The organism is Stenotrophomonas indicatrix (assembly GCA_041545745.1).
Classification (GTDB): Bacteria; Pseudomonadota; Gammaproteobacteria; order Xanthomonadales; family Xanthomonadaceae; genus Stenotrophomonas; species Stenotrophomonas indicatrix_A.
Genome location: CP168152.1, coordinates 4477992 through 4501537 on the forward strand (window position 1 = coordinate 4477992; position 23546 = coordinate 4501537).

The following is a 23546-nucleotide window of genomic DNA, read 5'->3' on the forward strand; positions in this document are numbered from 1 at the left end:
GGAACGTCTCCTTGTTGGGGTGCGGGTACAGCGGGGTCACGCGCTCCAGCGGCGGAACACCAGCGAGGTGTTGATGCCGCCGAAGGCGAAGTTGTTGCTCATCACGTACTCGGCCTGCAGCTCGCGGCCTTGCCCGGTGATGAAGTCGAGCTGGCCGCAACGCGGGTCCACCTCGACCAGGTTCAGGGTCGGTGCGAACCAGCCGGCGCGCATCATCTCGATGCTCATCCAGGCTTCGAACGCGCCGCAACCGCCCAGCATGTGGCCGACGTAGCTCTTCAACGAGCTGATCGGCACGCGGCTGCCGAACACCTGGGCGGTGGCCTGGGTCTCGGCGATGTCGCCGTGGTCAGTGGCGGTGCCGTGGGCGTTCACGTAGTCGATCTGCGCCGGCTGCAGGCCGGCGTCTTCCAGCGCCAGGCGCATGGCCTGGGCCATGGTGTCGGCGCTGGGCTGGGTGACGTGCTGGCCGTCGCTGTTGGTGCCGTAGCCCACGATCTCGGCGAGGATGGTCGCGCCGCGTGCCTGCGCGTGTTCCAGATCCTCCAGGATCAGCGTGCAGGCGCCCTCGCCCAGCACCAGGCCGTCGCGGCCGGCATCGAACGGACGCGGCGTAGTGTGTGGTGCATCGTTGCGCGTGCTGGTGGCGAACAGGGTGTCGAATACTGCCGCGGCGGTGGCGTCGAGCTGCTCGGCGCCACCGGCCACCATCACCGTCTGCTTGCCGCTGCGGATCGCTTCATAGCCGGCACCCACGCCCTGGCTGCCCGACGTACAGGCGCTGGAGGTGGTGTAGACACGCCCGGACAAGCCGAAGAACACGCCGATGTTGACCGGCGCGGTGTGGCTCATCATCTTCAGGTAGGTGGTGGCGCTGATGCCGTCGGTGGTGAACTCGTGCAGCATGCGGCCGAATTCGCCGGTGGCCTCGTGGCTGCCCGACGATGAGCCGTAGGCCACGCCGGTGCGTCCACTGCGCAACACCGGGTGCTCGAACAGGCCTGCCTCACGCAGGGCGACCTCGGTGGCGCGCACCGACATGATCGCGACCTTGCCCATCGAACGGGTGGTCTTGCGGTTGTAGTTCGGTGGCAGCTCATAGTCCTGCGCCGGCGCGGCCAGCTTGGTGTTCAAACCGGCATATACGTCCCATTCCGGCATCGAACGCACCGCATTGCGGCAGCTGCGCAGATGGGCCTGGATGGTCGGCCAGTCGTGGCCGAGCGGACTGATGGCGGCGGCACCGGTGACCACCACGCGACGATCGGCGGCCATCAGATCATCCCCCCGTTGACCGAGATCACCTGGCGGGTGATGTACCCGGCCGGCTCGGACAACAGGAACGCGACCGTGGCCGCCACTTCCTCCGGGCGGCCGACGCGGCCGGCGGGGATCAGCTTCAATGCGTGTTCGACCACTTCTTCGTTGAGCATGTCGGTCTCGATCAGGCCCGGGGCCACGCAGTTGACGGTGATCTGGCGGCTGGCCAGCTCCAGCGCCAATGCCTTGCTGGCACCGATGATGCCGGCCTTGGCCGCACTGTAATTGACCTGGCCACGGTTGCCGGCCACGCCGGACACCGAGGACAGGGTGACGATGCGGCCGGACTTGCGCCGCCGCACCATCGGCATGATCAACGGATGCAGCACGTTGTAGAAGCCGTCCAGATTGGTGTGGATCACCTGGTCCCAGTCGTCCTCGGACAGTGCCGGGAAGGCGCCGTCACGGGCGATGCCTGCATTGCACACCACGCCGTAGTAGGCGCCATGTGCCTCCACGTCCGCTTCCAGCGCGGCACGTGCGGCGGCACGGTCGGCCACGTCGAAGGCCAGCACGCGGGCCTGCTGGCCCAGTGCCTGGATCTCGTCGGCCACCGCCTGTGCTTCCTCCACACGGCTGCGGCAATGCACCACCACGTCGAAGCCATCGCGCGCGATACGCAGCGCAATGGCCCGGCCGATGCCCCGGCTCGCGCCGGTCACCAGCACGCTTGGATTCCCTGTCATGCCTGTCCACTCTCCAGATAGGCCATCGAGTCGGCCGGTTCGAACACCGACACGTTGGCAACCGCCCATTCTTCTTCGCCTGCCAGGATGCGGCAGGCAAACATTCCTAATCCATTGTCGCCCAACAGCTCGCAACGCGCCTGTACCTGCAGGCGGGTGCCGCTGGGGAAGCTGCTGCGCGTGCTGGTATAACGCCGGCTGCCGAGCAGGAAGCCCAGCTGTGGCGGGTTGCCGGCCGTGCGTGCACGGCAGCCGGCCCAGGCCGCAATCGCCTGGGCCATGTATTCGATGCCGACCCATGCCGGGACCGCGCCGTCTTCGATGAACAGGCCGGCCTCGGGCACCACCAGTTCCGCCTCGATGCCCTCCTGGTCCCAGCGCAGGATGCGGTCCAGCAGGCACATGTCCTGGCGGTGCGGCACCACCTCCTCGATGGCATACAGCGGCATGTTCATCGGCGCTCCAGAGCCAGCACGGCATTGCTGCCGCCGAAGGCGAACGAATTGCTCAGCACCCGTCGCGGCGGCTGCTGCAGGAAGGTCGCCGGGCCTACCAGCGGCAACGCCGGCAGCGCCGGATCGGCTACGCCGTCCCACCAGTGCGGCGGCAGCTGCTGCTGCGGGTTCTCGGCCAGCAGGATCCAGCACAGCGCCGCTTCGATCGCGCCGGACGCACCCAGCGTGTGGCCAGTCAGTGGCTTGGTCGAGCTGGCCGGCACATCGATGCCCAGCACCTGCGCCACCGCCAGGCTTTCCATCGCGTCGTTGTGGCCGGTCGCGGTGCCATGCAGGTTCACGTAATCCACTTCCGAGGGTGCCCAGCCAGCACGCTGCAACGCCTGCTGCAGGGCGTCGATGGCACCCAGGCCCTGCGGGTCCGGTGCGGACATATGGTGCGCGTCGGCCGACTCACCCCAACCCGCCAGGCTGACCGCACCCGGTTCGCGGGTCAGCAGGAACAGCGCGGCGCCCTCGCCGATGTTGATCCCGCAGCGATGCTGCGAGAACGGATTGCAGCGCACGGCGGAGACCGATTCGAGCGCGCTGAATCCGGCGACGGTGAACCGGCACAGGGAATCGGCACCACCGGCGATGACCGCATCGACGATGCCCGAACGCAGCATGCGCGCGGCCGACATCAACGCCTTGGCGCTGGAGGAACAGGCCGTGGACAGCGTCCAGGCCGGACCCAGCGCACCGCTGCGCTCCCGCACGAACCGCGCAGCGGTGCCCATTTCCTGCTGCGCGTAGTCGAAGCCTTCGGGCCAATGGCCGTGTTCGGCACGGGTACGCAGTGCCTGTTCGGATTCACCGATGCCCGAGGTACTGGTACCCAGCACTACGGCCACACGCTCGGCACCGTAACGGCTGATGGCATCGGCAACGGCCGGCGCGATCTGCGCCAGTGCCACGTCCAGCAGTGCGTTGTTGCGGCCACGCAGGGACACCGGCAGTGCTTCCAGCGTCGGCAACGGGCTGTGCACTTCGCCCAGCGCGAGGGTGCGACCCGGCAGCAGGCTGGCGTTGTCGCTCAGGCCGCCAGGCGCATCGGCAAACAGCGCGGCAGCCACCGCGGCGCGGCCCTCCCCCAACGCGCAGACCACGCCGAGGTCGTTCAGGAAAATGGGCGCGCTCTTCATTGCTGGCCGGCCATGTCGATCGATTCGATGCGCAGGGTGTAGCCCTCGGCACGGTTGTCCAACTGCACGCTGCCATCGGCCAGGCGCTGCAGCTGCAGCCACACGGTGCCGTCGCGCGACAGGCTGCGCTGGCGGCCGTCGTCGCTCACCTGCCAGTCGGCCGGCAGCGCGGCGGCAATGGCATCGGTCGGCCACAGTGCAAACTGCAGGTCGTCCAGCACGCGTTCGGCGCGCACCTGAGGCGGCAGCCACGGTGCACGCTGCTGGGTCAGCTGCTGGCCATCCCACTGCAGGCGCACGCCGGTCTGGCCCATCACCTGCACGGCCAGCCGCACCTGCTGCGCGTCGGCTTCCAGCAGCGCGTCCAGATCACGCTCGTGGCTGCCGAAGCGGAAGTGCAGCTGCTGCTGCAGGGCCAACGGCGCCGGCAGGCTGGACGGTGCCAGCCGCAACGGCGGCAGTTCGACCAGCGGCCGCGGCATGCGGCTGGCACAGGCGGCCAGCAGCAGGCACAGCAGCACCACAGAGAGGCGGACGATCAGGCGCTGCACAGTTCCTCCAGCACACGCATGCGGCGGCCGCTGTCGTCGGCCACATACGGATTGTTGGTGTCCCAGGCGTAACCGGCCAGGATGGAGCTGATCATGTCGCGCACCTGCGGCTGCTGGTTGGGGTGGTAGATGATCTTCTGGAAGCCGCCCTGGTACCAGCTTTCGACGAAGCGGCGGAAGGTTTTCACACCGGCACGCAGCGGAACCGAGAAGTCGCTTTCCCAGTCGACGGTCTCGCCCGCGTAACGGCGCTTCAGGCATTCGCTGGCCAGCTGCGCGGATTTGAACGCAATGGTGACGCCGGAGGAGAACACTGGATCGAGGAACTCGCCGGCGTTGCCCAGCAGCGCATAGCCCGGGCCCCACAGCGAGCTGACGTTGGCCGAATAGCCGGTGATGCGGCGCACCGGCAGCACCGCCCATTCGGCGTTGGCCAGCAGCGAGGTCAGGTTCGGGTCCTCGCCGACGATGGCCTGCAGCTTCTGCAGATCGTCGCCTTCGTAGCGTTCGAAGAATGACGGTTCGGCAACCACGCCCAGCGAGCAGCAGCCGTTGGAGAACGGGATCGTCCAGTACCAGACGTCGATGTGCTCGGGATGGGTGGTGATCAGGATCTTGTTGCGATCGAAATCTGCTTCGGCCGGGATGTTGTCGCGCACGTGGCAGAAGATCGCGCCACGCACCGGGAAGCTGGACGGCGATTCCAGGTCCAGCAGGCGTGGCAGCAGGCGCGCGAAGCCAGAGGCGTCGAGGATGAAATCGGCTTCGATGCGGTACTCGCTGCCATCCGGGCGGCGCACGCTGACCACCGGCTGTTCGCCCGGCTCGACCGCCAGCACTTCGTCGCCGAAACGCAGGGTCGCGCCCATGCGCTCGGCGCCACGTGCCAGCACGTTGTCGAAGTCGGCGCGCTGCACCTGGTAGGTGGTACCCCAGCCCGGCGAGAACTTCTTCCGGAAGTCGAACGCGGTGCGCGCTTCCCCGTGCACGAAGGCCGCGCCGTTCTTGTGCTGGAAGCCCGCCTCGACCACGTCCTGCAGCAGACCGGCCGCTTCGATGTATTCCATGCTCTGCGGCAGCAGGCTCTCGCCGATGGAAAAGCGCGGGAACTGCTGGCGCTCCAGCATCAGCACCTGGCGGTCCTGCTGGCGCAGCATCGCCGCAGCCACCGAACCGGCCGGGCCAGCGCCGATGATCAGGATTTCGGTACGTTCCACGTCTTCGTGGCTGGAAGAATCAGCGGCATCCACAGCAGTAGTCATCGGTGCGTCCTTGTTGCTCGATCAGGTGGAAAAGCGGAGGAATCGGAGTGAATCGTGTCTGCTCAGGCCGGCGGCAGGTCATGCGGTGGCGGCCGGAACAGCGGCGAGATCAGCCAGACCAGGCCGATGCCGAACAGCAGGGTGAGCCCGAACGCGCGCAGCGCCGGTGTCTGCGAAAGACCCAGCAGGCCGAACGACAGCCAGGTGCTGGCCGCACCCACGCATACCGCCAGCCAGGCACTGGCATCGCCGCGGTGCTCGATCAGGAAGATGCCGTAGTCGATGCCCATGCCCAGCAGCAGCATCAGTGCCAGCACGTTGAACAACTGCAGCGGCTGGCCGAACAGGCCAAGCAGGCCCAGGGTGAGCGCACCGGCCACCAGGGTGGGGGCGAACACACGCCAGGCCTGGCGCCGATAGCGCAGCCACAGGGCGCCGAACACCAGCACGATGCCGACCAGCAGCAGGCCGCCCATCAGCTTGCGGTAGTGGCCCAGCAGCTGCGAGAAATCAGCGGTGCGGTCGACCCAGCGCACGCCGTCCAGGCCTTCGGCGGCACCCCGCAGGGTGGCCAGTGCATCGGCACGCGACAGGTCATCGACCATCACCACGCTGATCATCTGCCCACCTACGTTGCCCACCCACAGGTGGCGGAATGGCTGCGACGCAGGCGAGGCGAGGAAGGCCTCGGCGCTCAGCGGTGCCGCTGCGAATGCAGGGCGCTGCAGGGGCTCGCCCACCGCTTCGCCGACCGCAGCCAGCACGCCCGGTTCCACCCGGGCGGTCAGCGCCGCATCGGCCTGCTGCCGCGCAGGCGACGGCAACCAGTCGCTGATCGCACGGTATCCGCCGATGCGCTTGTCGTTGGTCAGTTCACGCAGGCGCGTGGTCAGCGCTTCTTCGCGTTGCAGCAGTTGTGCGGCATCGCTGCCCTGCACCAGGTAGAACTGCGCCGGGCTGGGCATGCCCAGCAGCTGGCTGAGGCGGATCTGCTGGGCCATCAGCGCCGGCGGCGACGACTGCAGGCTGCGCAGGTCGTCGTTGCTCTGCAGGCGGGCGATGCCGATGGCCGACACCAGTGCGGCCACGCCGAGGAAGATCGCCACCGGGCGACGCCCGTGCAGGCGCGGGAAACGCTCCAGCGTATTGCCCAGCCACTGCGCGAAGCGGGTCGTACGGATCTCGCCACCGTCCAGCCACGGGAACCAGAAGATCACCGTGAGGAAGGCCGCAGCCAGGCCAACCACCGAGAACAACGCCATCTGCCGCAGGCCGGGGAACGGCGCCAGGCCCAGTGCCAGATAGGCCAGCGCGCTGGTCAGCAGGGCGAGCCAGAGGCCAGGCAGCAGATGCCGCAGCAGCTTCCAGCGGCGGTCGGCCGGCTCGGCCTGGCGCGAGGCGAACCAGTGGATGCCGTAATCCTCGGCCACACCGACCAGCGAGGCACCGAACACCAAGGTCAGCACATGCACCTTGTCGAACACCAGCACGGTTACCGCCAGCGCCACACCACAACCGATCAGCAGCGAGGCGGCGACCAGCAGGATCGGCCGCAGCGAGCGGAACGCGAGCCACACCAGCAGCAGCACCGCGGCCAGCGAGCCCCAGCCGATGGTGTTGATCTCCTGGTTGGCCTGCACCGCGGCCGCTTCGGCATGCAACGGAACGCCGGCATGCAGGATCTCCAGATCCGGTGCAGCGGCCTTGGCCGCCTGTCCGGCGCGTTCGAGCAGACCATCGAGATGGCGCTCGCCATCGAGCCTGAAGGCCGAGCCCGGCGTATCGAACTGCAGCGCCGCCCAGTGCTTGCCCTCGGCCTCCAGCAGACCGTCATCGCCCAGGCGCAGCCCGGAGCCCTGGGCCTGCTGCTGCCACCACTGCGGCCACAGCGACAGCGGATCCTGCCGCCACTCGGTCAGGCGCGGCGCGCCCATCGGTCCGTACAGCGCACCCAGCGCCTGCTCGGCCAGCGCAGCGGGTTCGGCCTGCTGCAGCTGCTCGCGCTGGGCCGGTGTCAGCAGGCGGTCGCGGTACGGTGCGTAGAACGCTCGCGCGTCATCGAACCAGCCTTCGATCGAACCACTGGGCACCAGCAGCGCGCTGTCGGCATCACTGGCCATCGCCGCAGCGAACGCGGCCTGCGCGCGCTTGGCAGCGGCACCGTCGGTACTGCCGAGCAGCACCACCACCTGCCGCGAGCTGCCATCGGCGATGCGCCGGGTGACGTCGCTGAGCAGGCGGTCGTGCGCGTCCTGCGGCAGCAGGGCGAGGATGTCAGTGTCGATCCGCGACTCCTGGCTCCACAGGCGCCACTGCTGCGCACCCAGCACCAGCAACAGCAGCAGCCAGGCGATGCCCAGCCAGTGCCACCAGCGGCGCAGGCGATCCGGTGCGGCGCTGTCACTCAAAGCGGCGCGCCTCGTCGGCGTTCAACGTGGCCGGTGCTTCGCTCAGCGCAGTGAACTGGATGCGGGTGCGATCCTGGTTGGCTTCGACGATCTCGACCTGGCGCACGTAACGGTCGCCCTGCAACGTCAGCGACTGGAAAGCCTTGGCCAGCATCGCCGACTTCGGCGTCAGCTTCAGCCGCCAGCCCTGCCCTTCGCGCGTGGCTTCGACATTGAACTGGCTGGACAGTGCCTGCACGTCGCCGCTCATCAACGCGAACATGATTGCGTTGACCGAGCGCATCGCCGGCTGCTGGCGCGCGTCCAGTTCGACGCGGGTGCTGCCATCGCGCTGGCGGCTGAGGATGCGGTCGGCGGTGACCACCACCTCGGAGGGGAACGGCTTGAGCGTGGACCAGATCACCCCGTGCTTGCGCGCGACCACGAACTGGCCCTGCGAACGCAACGGGTTCTTGAAGCCGCTGACCTGCTTTTCCTGGGTGAACTGCCCGCGCAACACGTCCGGCCGGGCGACGGCCTGGGTGATGGCATCGACGGCGGGATCGGCGGCCTGCAGCAGCGGCGCGGCAACCAGCAGCAACGCGCACAGCAGCACGCGCGGAAGACGAAGGATTCGGATCACGGGGCAGGCACTCCAAGACGCTGCCACAGCACCGGCGGGCACTGGTACAGCATTTCCTTGCTGGCCGCGTCGACCGCGACCTGGATGGTCATCGCGCGGGTCAGCACCTGGCCACTCTCCGCATCGAGGATCTCGTATTCGATCTTCAGCCGGTTCTCCCACTCGACGATGCGCGAGCGCACACGCAGCGCCTGGTTGAACAGCAGCGGCCGCACGTACTTCACCCGCGCATCGACCACCGGCCACAGGTAGCCTGATTCGAGCATCTGCGGATAGTCGTAGTCGTAGCGCTTCAGCAACGCGCAGCGCGCGATCTCGAAGTACTTGAAGTAGTTGCCATGCCAGACCACGTTCATCGGATCGCAGTCATGGAATGCGGGGGCCAGCTCGATTTCGCCGACCAGTTCGTTGCCTTCATTCACCGACATACAGCTCCCAGCGTTGCGCGCGGATCTCCACCAGCAGTTCCCGCAGTTCGCGATCCAGCGCGCGGTCTTCTTCGACCAGGGCGATGCGCTGCCCCAGGTCGGCGTACATGTCGGCCAGACTGCCATGCAGCTGCGCGTTCATGCCAACCCGTTCGCGCAGCGCCAGCCCCTGGCGGGCGGCGATCAGCATGGCCGCCACCACCTGTTCAGTCAGCTCGATCACGCGCAGGCAGTCGCGCGCGGCGATGGTGCCCATGCTGACCTTGTCCTGGTTGTGGCATTCGGTGGACCGCGAGAACACGCTGGCCGGCATGGTCTGCTTCAGTGCCTCGGCGGTCCACGCCGAAACGCTGATCTGCAGCGCCTTCAGGCCATGGTTGATCGCCGCGCGCGGGCCGGTGGCCGCCGACAGGTTGGCCGGCAGGCCGTGGTTGTAGCGGGCATCGACCACCAGCGCCAGCTGCCGGTCGAGCAGGTCGGCGATGTTGGCAACCGTATTCTTCAGCGTATCCATCGCCAGTGCGATGTGGCCGCCGTAGAAGTGACCACCGTGCAGGATGCGCTCGCCGTCGGCATCGATCAGCGGATTGTCGTTGGCGCTGTTCAGCTCGGTTTCGATCAGCTGGCGCAGGAAAGGCAGGGTATCTTCCAGCACGCCGATCACATGCGGCGCGCAGCGCAGCGAGTAGCGGTCCTGCAGGCGCTGTTCATTGCGCGGCGGGCGCTCGCTGTGCAGGTCGCTGCGCAGGCGCGCGGCAATGCGCGACTGCCCGGGGTGCGGCTTGGCGGCAAACAGCGTTTCATCGAAGTGGTGCGCGTTGCCGTCGCTGGACAGCACGTTGAACGCGGTCAGGCGCGTGGCCATGCGTGCCAGGTAATCGGCGCGCTGCCAGGCCAGGCAGGCCAGGCCGGTCATCACCGCCGTGCCGTTCATGATCGCCAGGCCTTCCTTCGGCCGCAGCTTCAGCGGGGTCATGCCGATCTTCGCCAGCACATCGGCAGCCGGCTGCACGCGGCCGTCATGCAGCACCTCGCGTTCGCCGCACAGCACGGCTGCCACGTACGACAGCGGGGTCAGGTCGCCACTGGCACCCACCGAGCCTTCGGCGGGAATCAGCGGCAGCACATCGTGCTGCAGCAGCGTGGCCAGGCCTTCCAGCAACGGTACGCTGACACCGGACATGCCGCGCACCAGCGAGGCCAGGCGCGCGGCCAGCACGGCACGGGTCTCGGCCTGGTCCAGGTAACGGCCCAGGCCGCAGCCGTGGTAGGTGTACAGGTGGTGCGGCAGCTCGGCGACCAGTGCCGGCGGAATGTTCACCGTGCACGAATCGCCGTAGCCGGTGGTCACGCCATAGATGACGCCATCCTCGCGCAGCAGGCGGTCCAGGAAGTCGGCACCACGCTGGATATGTGCGCGGAACGCCGGCACATCGCTCAGCGCGGCCTCGCACTTGCGCTGGGCCAGGGCGACCACGTCTTCGATGGTCAGCGGTGCATCGCCGAAACGGCACACGGGTACGGCGTCAATCGTCATGAGGAGCCTGATCCCAGAAGGGGAAGAAATTGAACCAGTCCAGCGGGGACTGGATGACCTGGAGTTCCAGCCAGCGCGCGAAGCGCTGCGCCTGTTCGGCCAGTGCGGCATCGCGCGAACCGCGTGGCAGCACCACGCGGTCGGCGAACTGTTCGAATGCCACCCGATAGCCGTCACCCTGGTGCAGGCACGACATCGTGTAGACCGGGCAGCCGAGCGCGGCCGCCAGCACGTAAGCGCCGATCGGGAACGGCGCGCGGTGGCCGAGGAAATCGGCCATCACGCTGCGCCCGCCCTGCACCGGCACGCGGTCGCCAACGATGGCGACGAAGCCGCCCGACGCGACCTTGTCGGCCAGCATCATCGCCGTGGCCGGGCCCATTTCGGTGACCTGCACCAGCTCCACTGCCGCCAGCGGGTCCAGCCGCTGCAACAGCCGGTTGAAGCGCTGCGCGTGCGCGGTATGCACCAGCACGGTGATGCGGAAGCCCGGCACCTGCTCGGCCAGCACCTGGCACAGTTCCAGGCAGCCGATGTGCGCGGTCAGGATCAGGCCGCCTTCGCGGCGCGCGATCCTGCCCAGCACCAGGTCGCGCTGCAGGCGGATGCGCTCGGGCGGATAGCGGCCGCCGAGGCCGAGAATCTTGTCCAGCATCGTGTCGGCGAAGCTGAAGAAGTGGCGCAGGCTGTCGCGCCGGGTCGGCGCATGGCCCAGCGCACCGACATGGGCCTGCAACCGCTGCAGGTACTGCATCGAGGCCTGACGACCGACGCGGTTGCCCAGCCAATGGCAGGCCACCACCGGCCACACGCACAGGCGGAACGGCCAGCGCCCGAACCAGCGGTGTACCCAGCACAGGAACAGCACGCCGGCCACCGACGTGGACTCGCCGATATCGGCCCAGTGCGGGGCGTTCTGCGCGCGACTCATCTCAGCCCTGCCCCTGCAACCGGCGCCACAGCAGGCGTGGCGCGCGCCAGAGCATGCCGAAGAACAGCCGGGTATGCATGCGACTGATGCGCACGTTGTCGCGCCACACATCAAAATGCGAAACACCGTCGGCCGGATAGGTCACGCGCGTGGCCAGGTGCTCGACCGGCACCTGCCGCCAGTACAGGCGGACCATCACTTCGGTGTCGAAATCCATGCGCCGGCCGATGGCTTCCTCACCGACCAGGCGCAGCACCGGCGGCAACGGATACACGCGGAATCCGCACATGGTGTCGCGCAGGTGCAGCGACAGCGTGTTGATCCACACCCAGATGTGGGTGGCGTAGCGACCATACAGACGCGCCTTCGGCACGCTGGCATCGTAGGCCGGAATGCCGCAGATCAACGCCTCCGGGCGCGCGCGGGCGGCGTCGATGAAGCGCGGCAGGTCGCCGGTGTCGTGCTGTCCGTCGGCATCGATCTGCAGCACATGGGTATACCCACGACGCTGCGCTTCGGCGAACCCGGCCAGCATCGCACCACCCTTGCCCTGGTTCACGTCCAGCCGCAGCAGATCGACACCGGCTCGCTGTGCCAGTTCCTGCAGCACCAGCGCGCAGGACGGCTGCGAGCCGTCGTCGACCAGCAGGCAGGGCAGGCCCGCAGCCTGCACGCCATCGACGACCGTGCCGATGGCGTGTTCGTGGTCGTACACGGGAATGACCACCAGCGGCGCGAACGCGCCGCCAGCGGTGGCCGGCTCAATGCGCATCAGCGAACACCACCCTGCCGCTGGCGTGCACCCCATGCACGGAGGTGTAGCGGAACGTCAGCACGCCGCGTTCGGCCTCCCACTGCAGTTGCAGGGTCAGCTCGTCACCGGGGCGGGCCACGCGCTGGAACTTCACTGCATCCATGCGCTGGAAACCGGTCGGCAGCACGAAGGCCTGGCGCCCGAAGCGCACCGCCCAGTCCAGCTGGGCCACGCCGGGCAGGATCGCCGCCTGCGGGAAGTGGCCCTGGAACGCGCGCAGCGCAGGGTCCAGCGTCATCCGCAGGGTGGCCTCCGCTTCTTCGCGACAGTCCCAGACCGGCACCGGCATCATCGGCTGGAACAACGCGACCAGCGCGGCCCGGGTGACCTTGCCCTGGGCATTGATCGGCAGCGATTCGACCAGGCGCCAGCGCCGCGGCCGGGTGACCGCATCATGGCCCTGCGCCAGCCGCGCACCGAGCCGCTGCCCCAGCGCACGCCGTGCGCTGTCACCGGCACGTGCCAGCGCCGGATCGGCCGGCACCACCACGGCCGCCAGCTGCTCGCGCTGGCCCTGCAGCACCAGCACGCGCACGTCCTCGACTTCTGGATCCTCGCGCAGCGCGCGCTCCAGTGCATCCAGCGAAACACGTCGTTCTTCGATCTTGACGATGCGGTCGGCACGGCCCAGCAGGCGGAAACGGCCATCTGCCAGTGCTTCCACGCGATCCTGGGTGCGCCACCAGTCCGAGGTCTCCAGGTGCGGCGAGGCAACCGCCAGGCAGTCCTCCTCGATCCGCCATTGCACGCCCGGCAACGGCTGCCACGGCGGCGCATCGGTATCCCAGCGGCGCCAGGCGATGCCACCGGTTTCGCTGCTGCCGTAAACCTCGGTGGGCGCCACGCCCAACCACTGGCGGACCTGGCGCGCTGCGTCCTCGGGCAGCGGGCCGCCGGAGGAGAACACCGCACGCAGGCGGCCGTGCAGGCTGGCCCAGTCGAGCTGCTCGGGCAGGCGCTTGAGATGGGCCGGGGTCGCCACCAGCACCGTATCGGTACCGGCCAACGCGCCCACCAGGTCTTCGTGGAAGAAACGCCGGGGCTGGATCGCACGGCCAGCGGCCAGCGGCCACAGCACGCGGAACAGCAGGCCGTAGATATGCTGGTGGGACACGGTGCCATGCACCTGGGCGCCGTCGAGCTGGGCGCCGAAGGCGGCCTGCAGCGCATCGACCTCGCGCGCCAGCTGGTCCAGCCGCTTGCTGATCGCACTGGGCTGGCCGGTGCTGCCAGAGGTGAATACACAGAGTTCGCAGGCGCGCTCGTCCAACGGCAACAGCGACGCATCGTCGGCGATGGCGGTGGCCTGCAACGGCTGGTAATCCGCCGACAGGTCACCTGCAAAGCCACTCACCTGCGGCTGCAGCGCCTGCAATGTCGCGGGCAGGTTGTCGGCGGCCAGGAAGACCCGCTTGCCGGCATGCCAGGCACCGAACAACGCCGCAGCGAAGGCCACGGTGTCATCGAAGTAGAGCGCCCAGTCGCGACCTTCGGCTGTGCTGAAAGCGTCATGCCAGGCGAGTACGCGCAGGCGGAAGGCGACGTGATCGACGGCAATGCCATCGCAGACACCGATGTCTCGGCCGGGTTGCGCCGCGATCAGCAACCTATCCAGGGCGATCCAGTCAGCCATGCGCGTGCGCAGCCTTGACCCGACGCCGTACCAGCCATTCGCCCCCGAACAACAATCCCATCATCACGTACGCCAACAATCCGTTGTAGAGCATCCAGACCCGATCCGACGCATACAGCGCGGTGAGCAGGGCGAGACCACCATTGAGAACGAAAAAGCCGCACCACACCTGGGTGACGCGGCGGGTATAGGCCACCGCGAACGGTGGCAGGTCCGGCTCCTGCAGGCGCGCCAGGCGTTCCACCAGGGGCGGACCGAAGCGCAGGCTGGTGGCGAACACCGTCAACATCACCACGTTCACCAGCGCCGGGTACAGCTTCAGCGGCAGGGCCTGGTTGAGCACGGTGGCCAGCCCGGCCAGCAGGCCCGCGCCGGCGGCGGCGGCCCACCACAACGGCTGCCGGGTGCTCAGCGCGCGCAGCAGGGCCAGCGCGAACAGCAGCAAGGACAGCCAGCGCGGCTCGAAGCGGCCCATCGCCACGTAGACCAGCACCGGATAGGCAAGCGAAATCGCTGCCACCACGACCATGCGTGCCCGTGCCATGGTCGCGGCGTCCGTAATGCTGTCAGGCAGCGGCCTGACCGGGCAGCAGGCCATGCACGACATCAACGATGTCCTGCACGGTGCGCACGGCCTTGAACGCTTCAGGCTGCAGGTTGCGGCCGAGCAGCGGCTTGAGCTGCACGATCAGGTCCACGGCATCGATGCTGTCGATGTCCAGGTCGTCGTACAGGCGCGACTCCGGGCTGATCCGCGCCGGCTCGATCTCGAAGCTGTCGGTCAGGATGCGGACGATGCGCTCGAACAATTCATTCTTGGTCATGGCAGTTCCTGGCGCCTTACGACTGGCGGGCGGCGACGAACTCGCCGAGCGCGCGCACGCTGGAGAAATGGCGACGGGTTTCTTCCGAGTCGGCCGAGAGGCTGACACCGTACTTCTTCTGCAGCGCCAGGCCCAGTTCCAGTGCATCGATCGAGTCCAGGCCGAGGCCTTCGACGAACAGAGGCGCGGTCGGATCGATGTCCTCCGGGGTGATGTCCTCCAGTGAAAGCGAGGAAATGATCAATTCCTTGATCTCGTGCTCAAGTGCTTGCACGGGTCGGATCTCCAGACAGGTCGAAATAACGAGTGAGGTGGTCGGTGACGCGACGGGCCGCCAGGGCATCCCCCCTTGGCGAGTCATCTTCGGCCAGGAACGGCGCGATCGGGATATCTTCGCCGATCTGCAGCTGAACGTGAAAACGACGTGAGGGCACACGATACCACTTCTGGCCCTTGGTCAACGTCGGCGGGGTGCAGGTGATGCGCACCGGGGTGATGTCCAGGCGCCCGCGCACAGCAATGTTGGCCGCGCCGCGCTGCAGCCGCAGCGGCTGCCCCGGCACGCTGCGGGTGCCTTCCGGGAAGATGACCAGGGTGCCGCCGGCATGCACGGCCGCCGCGCAGTCATCGACCAGGCCAGCGCCGTCGTCATTGGAGATGTAGCCCGCCGCACGCACCGGGCCGCGCATGAACGGGTTGCAGGCCACCGCCCGCTTGACCACGCAGTCGGCGTTGGGCAGCAGGGCGATCAGGCAGACCACGTCGATCAGGGTCGGGTGGTTGGCCAGCACCAGCAGGCCATCGCGCTGCAGGCGTTCGCGCCCATCGACCTGCAGGGTCATCACCCCCAGCCGGCACATCAGCCATACGTGGCTGGCGAAGGCGCGCTGGACCAGCCGGCGGGCCAAGCGACGACGCGCGACCCGGTCGCGCATCAACAGCAGTACCGGCATCACCAGCACGCCCAGCAACAGACCGCCGACGCCAAACGCGGCGAAGCTGAGGCCGGTGCCGAACACCCGCCAGGCATGTTCGAGGCGGCGCAGCGCGTCAGCCACGGCGGCGCCAGGACCAACGCTGGCCCTGGGTCACATGCTGCAGCACCGGATCCCCGGCCAGCAGGAAGCGGTGCAGGTCCAGCGCATGCGGCAACAGGCCCGGAGCGGTCGGATCGACGTCGCCGGCCACCTGCCAGGACAGCGAAAGATCGGTGCCACCGGCGGTGCCAACGGGTGCCAGGCGCCAACACCAGGCGAAGAACGGGTCGGGTTCGTCGGCGAATTCGGAGTAAACGTCGGGCAATGACGACTCATAGACCACGATCCGCACTTCACTGGCACCATCATCGAGCAGGCCGACGGCCTCCAGGCACGCCGCTTCCACCGTCGACTGGCCGGCGGACAACGCCAGGTAGTTGCCCCGGTGGCCGCGGGCGATCGAATACAGCGCGGCGATGGCGTTGTGCACCGACAGGCCGAAGCCGGTGGGCGACAGCGGCTGATCGGCCACCAGCGAGCCCAGCAGGTCCATCGAACGGGCGACATCGCCATGGCGGCTGGCGAACACCAGCGGCACCTGGCTGTCAGCGCCCTGCCCGTCCTCGCACCAGCACGCGGCCTGGATCGCCATGCGGCCCAGGCGCTCGATACGGCGGCGCTGCATGGCCGGGATCTCGGCCAGGGCCGGCGTGTCCTCGCCCTGCGGCAGGGACGGCGACCCGGCCCAGCCCATCCATTGGCTACGCTCGGTCAGGCCAGGCGCCCAGGCGGCCCAGTCGACAACGGAAAATTCGATCATTACCGGTGATGTTTCGATGGGCGAACGAGAGTCTCGAGCCATTACGGCGACGCGCGGCTGCCCCCCATTCCTGCAGCCATGCATCCGTCCAGGACGTCGCCGGCTGCCCTCTGGCGGCCGGAAAGGAGCGCACGCTAGCACGTCCGACACAGGGATGACATGTTTCACAAAGCACAACGGGGAACGGTCAGCGACCGCTCCCCGCGTGGATTGATCCAGCGAACGGATTCAGTGATAGCCGGCGTCGGCGCGCACCTTGCCGCGGAACACCCGGTAGGACCAGGCCGTGTAGCCCAGGATGACCGGCAGCAGCAGCACCAGCCCGACCAGGGTGAATCCCAGCGAAGAGGCCGGCGCGGCGGCCTGCCACAGCGTCATCGACGGCGGCAGCAGGTACGGCCACATGCCCAGCACCAGGCCGGTGAAGCCGAGCACGAACAAGGCCAGGCTGAGCAGGAACGGTGGCAGGTCGCGACGCGGATGGGTGGCGCTGCGCCACAGCGCGATGGCCACCGCCAGGGTCAGCAGCGGCACCGGCGACAACCACCAGAAATTGCCGTCGCTGAACCAGCGGTCCATCAGCCGCGACTGCAGGAACGGCAGCCAGCTGCTGACCAGGCCCATCGCCGCGATCACCGCCACCACCAGCGGCCGGGTCATCTGCCGGGCCAACGCCTGCACGCGGCCTTCGGTCTTCAGGATCAGCCAGGTGCTGCCCAGCAATGCGTAACCGGCCACCAGCGCAGCACCGGTCAGCATCGCGAACGGGCTGAACCAGCCGAACGCGCCGCCCTGGTACACGCCATCGACCAGCGGCAGGCCCTGCACCAGCGTGCCGAGGATCACGCCTTGGGCAAAGGTGGCCAGCAGCGAACCAAGGCCGAACGCCACGCTCCACAGCCGCCGCGAGCGGTGCGCCTTGAAACGGAACTCGAAGGCCACGCCACGGAACACCAGCGCCACCACCAGCAGCAGCACCGGCAGGTACAGCGCCGACAACAGCACTGCGTAGGCCTTGGGGAACGCCGCCATCAGGCCGGCGCCGCCGAGCACCAGCCAGGTCTCGTTGCCGTCCCAGATCGGCGCGGCGGTGTTCATCATCAGGTCCAGCTGTTCCTCGTCCTCGGCGAACGGGGCGAGGATGCCGATGCCGAGTACGAAGCCATCCAGTACCACATACATCAGCACACCGAAGCCGATCACCGCGAACCATGCCACCGGCAGCCAGGTCATCAGGTCCATGTCAGCGCTCCTCCAGCGGTTCGTCAGCGGCCGACAGCGGCCGCGCCGGGGTGTGGCTGCCATGGTCCAGCGACGGGCCTGCGTCGTACGGCTGCGGGCCATGGCGCAGTATCTTCACCAGGTACCAGATGCCCCAGCCGAACACGAAGGCATAGCCGATCACGTAGACGCCCAGCGACAGCGCGGTCATCCACGCACTCTGCGGGCCGACCGCATCGGCGGTGCGCAGCACGCCATATACCACCCACGGCTGCCGTCCCATCTCGGTGACGAACCAGCCCGACAGCAGCGCGATGAAGCCGCTGGGCAGCATCCAGTTCCAGCCACGCAGCAGCCACGGCGAAGCCAGCAGCTTCTTCCGCCACCGCTGGAAGGCCGAGACCCAGGCCAGCACCAGCATCAGCGTGCCCAGCCCGACCATGATGCGGAAGGCGAAGAACACCGGCGTCACCGGCGGCCGCTCGCTGGCCGGCACCGACGTCAGCGGATCGAACGTACCGTCCAAGGTGTGGGTGAGGATCACGCTGCCGAGCTTGGGAATGGCCACCTCGAAGTCGTTGCGCTCCTCCTCCTCGTTGGGCAGCGCGAACACCACCAGCGGCACGCCCTCGCCCTCCTTGGTCTCATGCCAGTGCGCTTCCATCGCCGCGATCTTCATCGGCTGGTGCTTGAGCGTGTTCAAGCCATGCATGTCGCCGACGAAGATCTGCACCGGCACGGTCAGCGCAGCGAACGCGACGGCGGCGATCAGCATGCGCCGGCCCGCTTCCACGTGTTGGCCACGACGCAGGTACCAGGCGCCGACACCACCGATCACGAAACAGGTGGTGATGAACGAACCCAGCGCCATGTGTGCCAGGCGGTACGGGAAGGACGGGTTGAACACTACCTGCCACCAGTCGACGGGATGGACGATGCCGTTGACCATCTCGTAACCGGCCGGCGTATGCAGCCAGCTGTTGGACGACAGGATCCAGAACGTCGAAAACAACGTGCCCAGCGCCACCATGCAGGTGGACAGGAAATGCAGGCGCGGCGACACCCGGCCCCAGCCGAACATCATCACGCCGAGGAAGCTGGCCTCCAGGAAGAACGCGGTCAGCACTTCGTAGGTCAGCAGCGGGCCGATGACCGTACCGGCCACTTCGCTCAGCCGCGGCCAGTTGGTGCCGAACTGGAAAGCCATGACGATGCCGCTGACCACGCCCATGCCGAACGACACCGCGAAGATCTTCTGCCAGAAGAAATACAGCTCGCGCCATACAGGCAGCTTGGTGCGCAGCCAGCGCCATTCGATGAAGGCCAGCCAGCTGGCCGTGCCGATGGTGAAGGCCGGGAACAGTACGTGGAAACTGATGACGAATCCGAACTGGATCCGCGACAACAACAACGCGTCCAAGGGACGCCTCCTGCCAGGTGCCGGTGGGATACCGGACCACTTTAGGAGGATTTTGTTAAGCCGGGATGCGACCGGGTGACGCGCTGCTTCACTTTGTCGCAGGTGGAGAAGGCGCAGCCGACATGGCGCGGCGCTACCGTTTAGCCGCTCTGGTAGCTGCCAACCTTGGTTGGCACACACCCAAGCGCCGACCAAGGTCGGCATCTACCAACAGCGATTGGAGCGGCCCATCACCCGGCGGGCGCCTCAGCGCCAGAAATACCAGACGCCCCCCGCCAGCAGCGCCCCCAGCAACACCACCTGCACCACCACATAGCCCACGCCGCTGTCGCGCGATTCGGAGGTAATGCGCTTCCGCAGCGCCTCGCTCACATCCGGCGTCCCTTCCTGCTGTTCCTGCTCACGCAACGCCTGCGCCAGCGCGCGCTCTTCCGCATCGCGGGAATCGGTCGGTCGTTTCACAACAGCTCTCCGGCGGTGGCATGCCGCACCAGTTCCTGTTTCAGGACCTGGCGCGCACGGTACAGGTGGCTCTTGATGGTACCGCGGGCCAGGCCTGTCACCTGTTCGATCTCGGCCAGATCGAAATCCTCCAGATAATGCAGGCCTACGATCAGGCGCTGCGGTGCACTCAATCGTTCCAGCGCCGCGCCGAGGTGGCGGCCGGCCTGCAATGTCTCGCTGAGTTCGGAAGGACCCGGCCCCCCGTCACCAACCCCCAGCTCCTCGGGCGCTTCCACCGCCACCATCCACTGCGCTTCCAGCCGCCGCCGCCGCAGGTACTGCAGCGCGGTGGTGTAGGCCACGCGCGAAATCCAGGTGCGCAGCGAGGATTCGAAACGGAACCGGTGCAGCTGGCGGAATGCCGCCAGGAACGTTTCCTGCAACAGGTCGGCCACCTGGTCGCGGTCGCCGACCACGCGGCCGATCACATGCGCGCAGGTGCGCTGATGTGTTTCCACCAGCTGCGCGAAGGCCGGTTGCGAGCCGTCGATGATCGCGCGCACCAATACCTGGTCCGCATCCAGCGGCTCGGCGGGTGTGGTTGCCGCCGCGGCATCCGGTCGATGCCGCCCCCGCAATGCAGCCAGCGCTCCCCTGAGCAGGCTCATGCGTGGGGCTTCCCCTGTGCCCGCAGCATGCGCCGGCTCAGCCCTTGCGCACTGCGGGGCGGGTGAAGTACCAGGCCAGCAGCTGACCCAGGCCGGCGCTGCCGACCATCGCGGCGGCGGCGCCGAACGTCAGGTCGCGTGCACCGATGGCCTCCAGCAGCGCCATGGCCAGTGCCAGGCACACCAGGCTGATGCCCCAGCGCAGCGCGCCCTGGCGGCGGCGCTCCTCTTCCAGCAGCGCCAGCGAGCGGATCACCTCTTCCGGCACGTGCGGCGCCACCAGCTTGCTGCGCGCACGCGCATCGGCGATGGCATGGATCGCATAGGCGGTGCAGATGAAGAGGGTGATCGGGATGAGTTCCTGCATGGTCGTGCTCCTGTCCGCTGGATGATGCGGGTTCAGGAGATTGGATGCGCGGCCCTGCCGACCGGTTGCACCGCTTTGCCGATCCCGCTGCCATGACCTGTGGCCCCCTCCCCCGGCCCTTGCGGCTGCTACGCTTGCCCGGTTTCCTCTTCTGGTGCTGTCCGCCCATGTCCCGAGTGCTGCCCCTGTCCCTCCTGCTGTCTGCCGTGCTGGCCGCTCCGGCCGCCCAGGCCGCGCCGACGCCGATCACCATCGAACAGGCCATGGCCGACCCGGACTGGATCGGTCCGCCGGTGGAGAAGGCCTGGTGGTCGTGGAACAGCCAGCAGGTGGAATACCAGCTCAAGCGCAACGGCAGCCCGGTGCGCGACACCTTCCGCCAGCCGGTGGCCGGTGGCGTGGCCGCACAGGTGGCCGATGACCAGCGTGGCAGCCTGGACGTGGCCGATCCGGTCTATGACCGCAGCCGCAGCCGCAGCGCCTTCGTGCGCAACGGCGATGTGTTCGTCCGCGACCTGCGCAGCGGCGCGCTGACCCAGCTGACCCGCAGCAACGAACGCGCCGCAGGCGTGAACTTCGCCGCCGACAACGGCGTGATCTGGCGCGTCGGCCAGAACTGGTTCCACTGGACCGCCGCCAGCGGTGTGCAGCAGGTGGCCAGCCTGAAGGCCGACAAGGATCCGAGCACGCCGCCGAAGGCCGACGTGCTGCGCGACCAGCAGCTGCGCACGCTGGAAACCCTGCGTCGCGACCGCGAACAGCGCGAGGCGCTGAAGGACCAGGACCAGCGCTGGCGCCAGGCCGACCCGACCCGCGCACCGGGCCCGGTGTTCCTGGGAGCCGACGTCGAGATCGTCGACAGCGTGCTGTCGCCGGACCTGGGCCACCTGATCGTGACCACCAAGCCGAAGGACTTCGATGACGGCCGCGGCGGCAAGATGCCGCTGTACGTGACCGAGTCAGGCTATGAGGAAACCGAGGACACCCGTCAGCGCGTCGGCCGCAACGGCTTCGAGCCGCACACCCTGTGGTTCGTGGATGTACGCAGCGGCAAGGCCGAGAAGCTGTCGCTGTCCAGCCTGCCGGGCATCGGCACCGATCCGCTGGCCGCGCTGCGCCGCAAGGCCGGCAAGGACGCACTGAAGGGCGACCGCAGCGTGCAGGTGATGAGCGATTTCATGGGCGGTGGCATCCGTTGGAGCGCTGACGGCCAGCAGGCCGCGGTGATGCTGCGTGCCAACGACAACAAGGACCGCTGGATCGTCAGCGTTGCCGCTGCCGATGGCCGCGTGCAGAACCGCCACCGGCTGACCGACAACGCCTGGATCAACTGGGGCTTCAACGATTTCGGCTGGATGGCCGATGGCCGCACACTGTGGCTGCTGTCTGAAGAATCCGGCTTCTCGCACCTGTACATCCAGGCCGGCGGCGGCAAGCCGCAGGCGCTGACCAGCGGCAAGTGGGAGACCTCGGCGCCGGTGCTGTCGGCCGACGGCAAGGGCTTCTACTTCCTGTGCAACCAGCAGGCCCCGCATGACTACGAAGTCTGCGCGGTCGATACCACTGCCCGCCAGGTGCGCGAGCTGACCAACCTCAACGGCGTGGAAGACTTCTCGCTGTCGCCGGACGGCCAGCAGCTGCTGGTGCGCTATTCCGGCGCCTACCTGCCGGCGCAGCTGGCGGTGGTGCCGAGCACCGGTGCTGGCCAGGCGCGCGTGCTGACCGACACCCGCACCGCCGAGTACAAGGCGCGCCAGTGGGTCCAGCCGAAGCTGGTGGCGGTGCCATCCAAGCATGGCGCCGGCGTGGTCTGGGCCAAGTACTACGAACCAGAAAACAAGGAAGCCGGCAAGAAGTACCCGATCGTGATGTTCGTGCACGGTGCCGGCTACCTGCAGAACGTGCACCAGCGTTACCCGGCCTACTTCCGCGAGCAGATGTTCCACAACCTGCTGGTGCAGAAGGGTTACATCGTGCTGGACATGGACTACCGCGGCAGCGAGGGCTACGGCCGCGACTGGCGCACGGCGATCTACCGCAACATGGGCCACCCGGAGCTGGAAGACTACAAGGACGGCCTGGACTGGCTGGTCGACACCCAGCAGGGTGACCGTGACCACGCCGGCATCTACGGTGGTTCCTACGGCGGTTTCATGACCTTCATGGCGCTGTTCCGCTCGCCGGGCACGTTCAAGGCCGGCGCTGCGCTGCGCCCGGTGGTCGACTGGCACCAGTACAACCACGGCTACACCAGCAACATCCTCAACACCCCGGACATCGACCCGGAGGCGTACCGCGTGTCGTCGCCGATCGAGTACGCACAGAACCTGCAGGACAGCCTGCTGATCGCCCACGGCATGATGGACGACAACGTGTTCTTCCAGGATTCGGTGAACCTGACCCAGCGCCTGATCGAACTGCACAAGGACAACTGGTCGATCGCGCCGTACCCGCTGGAGCGCCACGGCTACGTGCGTGCCGACTCCTGGCTGGACCAGTACAAGCGCATCCTCAAGCTGTTCGAGCAGAACCTGAAGTGAGTGTTGCCGCGGCCACGATCCACATCGTGGCCGCGGTCATCCTCGATGATCGCGGCCGGGCGCTGGTGGTGCGCAAGCACGGTGCCAGCCGTTTCATCCAGCCGGGCGGCAAGCCCGACCCGGGCGAGCAGCCGCTGCAGGCCCTGGCACGCGAACTGGACGAGGAACTGGGCGTGCAGCTGCACGCTGCCTCCGCCATCGCACTCGGGAATTTCGAGGACTGGGCAGTGAACGAGCCCGGTCACCGCGTGCAGGCGCAGGCCTGGCGGGTGTGGATCGAAGGTGAGCCGTGCGCGCGTGCGGAGATCGCCGAACTGGCCTGGGTACCGCTGCGGCCGCCGCACGGCCTGCCCTTGGCACCCTTGAGCGAACACCATATCCTGCCGGCGGTCGCTGCCCTGGCGACGGCCCGCTGACCCGGCGGGCATCACTCA

At 67.9% G+C, this 23546-nt stretch carries 25 protein-coding genes; 2 read left to right on the forward strand and 23 right to left on the reverse strand.

Annotated elements, in window-relative coordinates; all coding sequences use genetic code 11:
* Nucleotides 1-36: 36 nt before the first annotated feature.
* From ACEF39_RS20405 to ACEF39_RS20515, 23 genes are all read right to left on the reverse strand, one after another.
* Entirely contained in the window at nucleotides 37-1275 is a 1239-nt protein-coding gene (locus tag ACEF39_RS20405; RefSeq protein ID WP_025877989.1) for a beta-ketoacyl-ACP synthase, read from the reverse strand.
* Nucleotides 1275-2006, reverse strand: coding sequence for a 3-ketoacyl-ACP reductase FabG2 (locus ACEF39_RS20410; RefSeq protein ID WP_500286397.1), 732 nt, complete (start codon nucleotides 2004-2006; stop codon nucleotides 1275-1277). Before ACEF39_RS20410 ends, ACEF39_RS20405 begins: the two co-directional genes overlap by 1 nt.
* Entirely contained in the window at nucleotides 2003-2461 is a 459-nt protein-coding gene (locus ACEF39_RS20415) for a hotdog family protein (RefSeq protein WP_108267722.1), read from the reverse strand. Before ACEF39_RS20415 ends, ACEF39_RS20410 begins: the two co-directional genes overlap by 4 nt.
* A complete protein-coding gene (locus ACEF39_RS20420) occupies nucleotides 2458-3645 on the reverse strand; it encodes a beta-ketoacyl-[acyl-carrier-protein] synthase family protein (protein ID WP_500286398.1) in 1188 nt (395 codons plus the stop codon). The genes ACEF39_RS20415 and ACEF39_RS20420 overlap by 4 nt, the downstream gene beginning before the upstream one ends.
* Nucleotides 3642-4196, reverse strand: coding sequence for a DUF3261 domain-containing protein (locus tag ACEF39_RS20425; RefSeq protein ID WP_500286399.1), 555 nt, complete (start codon nucleotides 4194-4196; stop codon nucleotides 3642-3644). The genes ACEF39_RS20420 and ACEF39_RS20425 overlap by 4 nt, the downstream gene beginning before the upstream one ends.
* Nucleotides 4184-5458 (reverse strand): NAD(P)/FAD-dependent oxidoreductase, encoded by a 1275-nt coding sequence (locus ACEF39_RS20430; RefSeq protein WP_500286400.1) that lies wholly within the window; start codon nucleotides 5456-5458, stop codon nucleotides 4184-4186. Before ACEF39_RS20430 ends, ACEF39_RS20425 begins: the two co-directional genes overlap by 13 nt.
* A gap of 62 nt (nucleotides 5459-5520) precedes the next feature.
* A complete protein-coding gene (locus tag ACEF39_RS20435; RefSeq protein ID WP_500286401.1) occupies nucleotides 5521-7866 on the reverse strand; it encodes an MMPL family transporter in 2346 nt (781 codons plus the stop codon).
* Entirely contained in the window at nucleotides 7859-8488 is a 630-nt protein-coding gene (locus ACEF39_RS20440; protein WP_500286402.1) for an outer membrane lipoprotein carrier protein LolA, read from the reverse strand. Before ACEF39_RS20440 ends, ACEF39_RS20435 begins: the two co-directional genes overlap by 8 nt.
* Nucleotides 8485-8916 carry an acyl-CoA thioesterase gene (locus ACEF39_RS20445; protein ID WP_100553989.1) on the reverse strand — a complete coding sequence of 144 codons (432 nt, stop codon included), beginning with the start codon at nucleotides 8914-8916 and terminating at the stop codon, nucleotides 8485-8487. Before ACEF39_RS20445 ends, ACEF39_RS20440 begins: the two co-directional genes overlap by 4 nt.
* Nucleotides 8903-10453, reverse strand: a complete 1551-nt coding sequence (locus ACEF39_RS20450) for an HAL/PAL/TAL family ammonia-lyase (protein ID WP_500286403.1) — start codon at nucleotides 10451-10453, stop codon at nucleotides 8903-8905. Before ACEF39_RS20450 ends, ACEF39_RS20445 begins: the two co-directional genes overlap by 14 nt.
* A complete protein-coding gene (locus ACEF39_RS20455; protein WP_500286404.1) occupies nucleotides 10443-11384 on the reverse strand; it encodes a lysophospholipid acyltransferase family protein in 942 nt (313 codons plus the stop codon). Before ACEF39_RS20455 ends, ACEF39_RS20450 begins: the two co-directional genes overlap by 11 nt.
* Nucleotide 11385: 1 nt before the next feature.
* Entirely contained in the window at nucleotides 11386-12156 is a 771-nt protein-coding gene (locus tag ACEF39_RS20460; RefSeq protein WP_500286405.1) for a glycosyltransferase family 2 protein, read from the reverse strand.
* A complete protein-coding gene (locus ACEF39_RS20465; RefSeq protein WP_500286406.1) occupies nucleotides 12146-13831 on the reverse strand; it encodes an ApeI family dehydratase in 1686 nt (561 codons plus the stop codon). The genes ACEF39_RS20460 and ACEF39_RS20465 overlap by 11 nt, the downstream gene beginning before the upstream one ends.
* Nucleotides 13824-14375, reverse strand: coding sequence for a COG4648 family protein (locus tag ACEF39_RS20470; protein ID WP_500286407.1), 552 nt, complete (start codon nucleotides 14373-14375; stop codon nucleotides 13824-13826). The genes ACEF39_RS20465 and ACEF39_RS20470 overlap by 8 nt, the downstream gene beginning before the upstream one ends.
* A 22-nt stretch (nucleotides 14376-14397) precedes the next feature.
* On the reverse strand, nucleotides 14398-14655 hold the full coding sequence (locus ACEF39_RS20475) for an acyl carrier protein (protein ID WP_025878014.1): 258 nt from the start codon (nucleotides 14653-14655) through the stop codon (nucleotides 14398-14400).
* A gap of 16 nt (nucleotides 14656-14671) precedes the next feature.
* Nucleotides 14672-14929, reverse strand: coding sequence for a phosphopantetheine-binding protein (locus tag ACEF39_RS20480; protein ID WP_005411610.1), 258 nt, complete (start codon nucleotides 14927-14929; stop codon nucleotides 14672-14674).
* Nucleotides 14916-15713, reverse strand: a complete 798-nt coding sequence (locus ACEF39_RS20485) for a lysophospholipid acyltransferase family protein (RefSeq protein WP_500286408.1) — start codon at nucleotides 15711-15713, stop codon at nucleotides 14916-14918. The genes ACEF39_RS20480 and ACEF39_RS20485 overlap by 14 nt, the downstream gene beginning before the upstream one ends.
* Nucleotides 15706-16452, reverse strand: a complete 747-nt coding sequence (locus ACEF39_RS20490) for a beta-ketoacyl synthase chain length factor (protein WP_500286409.1) — start codon at nucleotides 16450-16452, stop codon at nucleotides 15706-15708. Before ACEF39_RS20490 ends, ACEF39_RS20485 begins: the two co-directional genes overlap by 8 nt.
* A gap of 228 nt (nucleotides 16453-16680) precedes the next feature.
* A complete protein-coding gene (gene cydB, locus ACEF39_RS20495) occupies nucleotides 16681-17694 on the reverse strand; it encodes a cytochrome d ubiquinol oxidase subunit II (RefSeq protein ID WP_500286410.1) in 1014 nt (337 codons plus the stop codon).
* Nucleotide 17695: 1 nt separating this feature from the next.
* Nucleotides 17696-19093, reverse strand: coding sequence for a cytochrome ubiquinol oxidase subunit I (locus ACEF39_RS20500; RefSeq protein WP_500286411.1), 1398 nt, complete (start codon nucleotides 19091-19093; stop codon nucleotides 17696-17698).
* A 246-nt stretch (nucleotides 19094-19339) separates the two neighbouring features.
* A complete protein-coding gene (locus tag ACEF39_RS20505; RefSeq protein WP_500286412.1) occupies nucleotides 19340-19555 on the reverse strand; it encodes a hypothetical protein in 216 nt (71 codons plus the stop codon).
* Nucleotides 19552-20205, reverse strand: coding sequence for an RNA polymerase sigma factor (locus ACEF39_RS20510; protein ID WP_500286413.1), 654 nt, complete (start codon nucleotides 20203-20205; stop codon nucleotides 19552-19554). Before ACEF39_RS20510 ends, ACEF39_RS20505 begins: the two co-directional genes overlap by 4 nt.
* 37 nt (nucleotides 20206-20242) lie before the next feature.
* Entirely contained in the window at nucleotides 20243-20572 is a 330-nt protein-coding gene (locus ACEF39_RS20515) for a hypothetical protein (protein WP_500286414.1), read from the reverse strand.
* Nucleotides 20573-20739: 167 nt separating this feature from the next.
* Here ACEF39_RS20515 and ACEF39_RS20520 point away from each other — a divergent pair, with 167 nt between their 5' ends.
* Nucleotides 20740-23112 carry a S9 family peptidase gene (locus ACEF39_RS20520; protein WP_500286415.1) on the forward strand — a complete coding sequence of 791 codons (2373 nt, stop codon included), beginning with the start codon at nucleotides 20740-20742 and terminating at the stop codon, nucleotides 23110-23112.
* The gene (locus ACEF39_RS20525; RefSeq protein WP_500286416.1) at nucleotides 23109-23528 is read left to right on the forward strand and encodes an NUDIX hydrolase; all 420 of its coding nucleotides are present in this window, start codon (nucleotides 23109-23111) and stop codon (nucleotides 23526-23528) included. Before ACEF39_RS20520 ends, ACEF39_RS20525 begins: the two co-directional genes overlap by 4 nt.
* Nucleotides 23529-23546 lie beyond the last annotated feature (18 nt).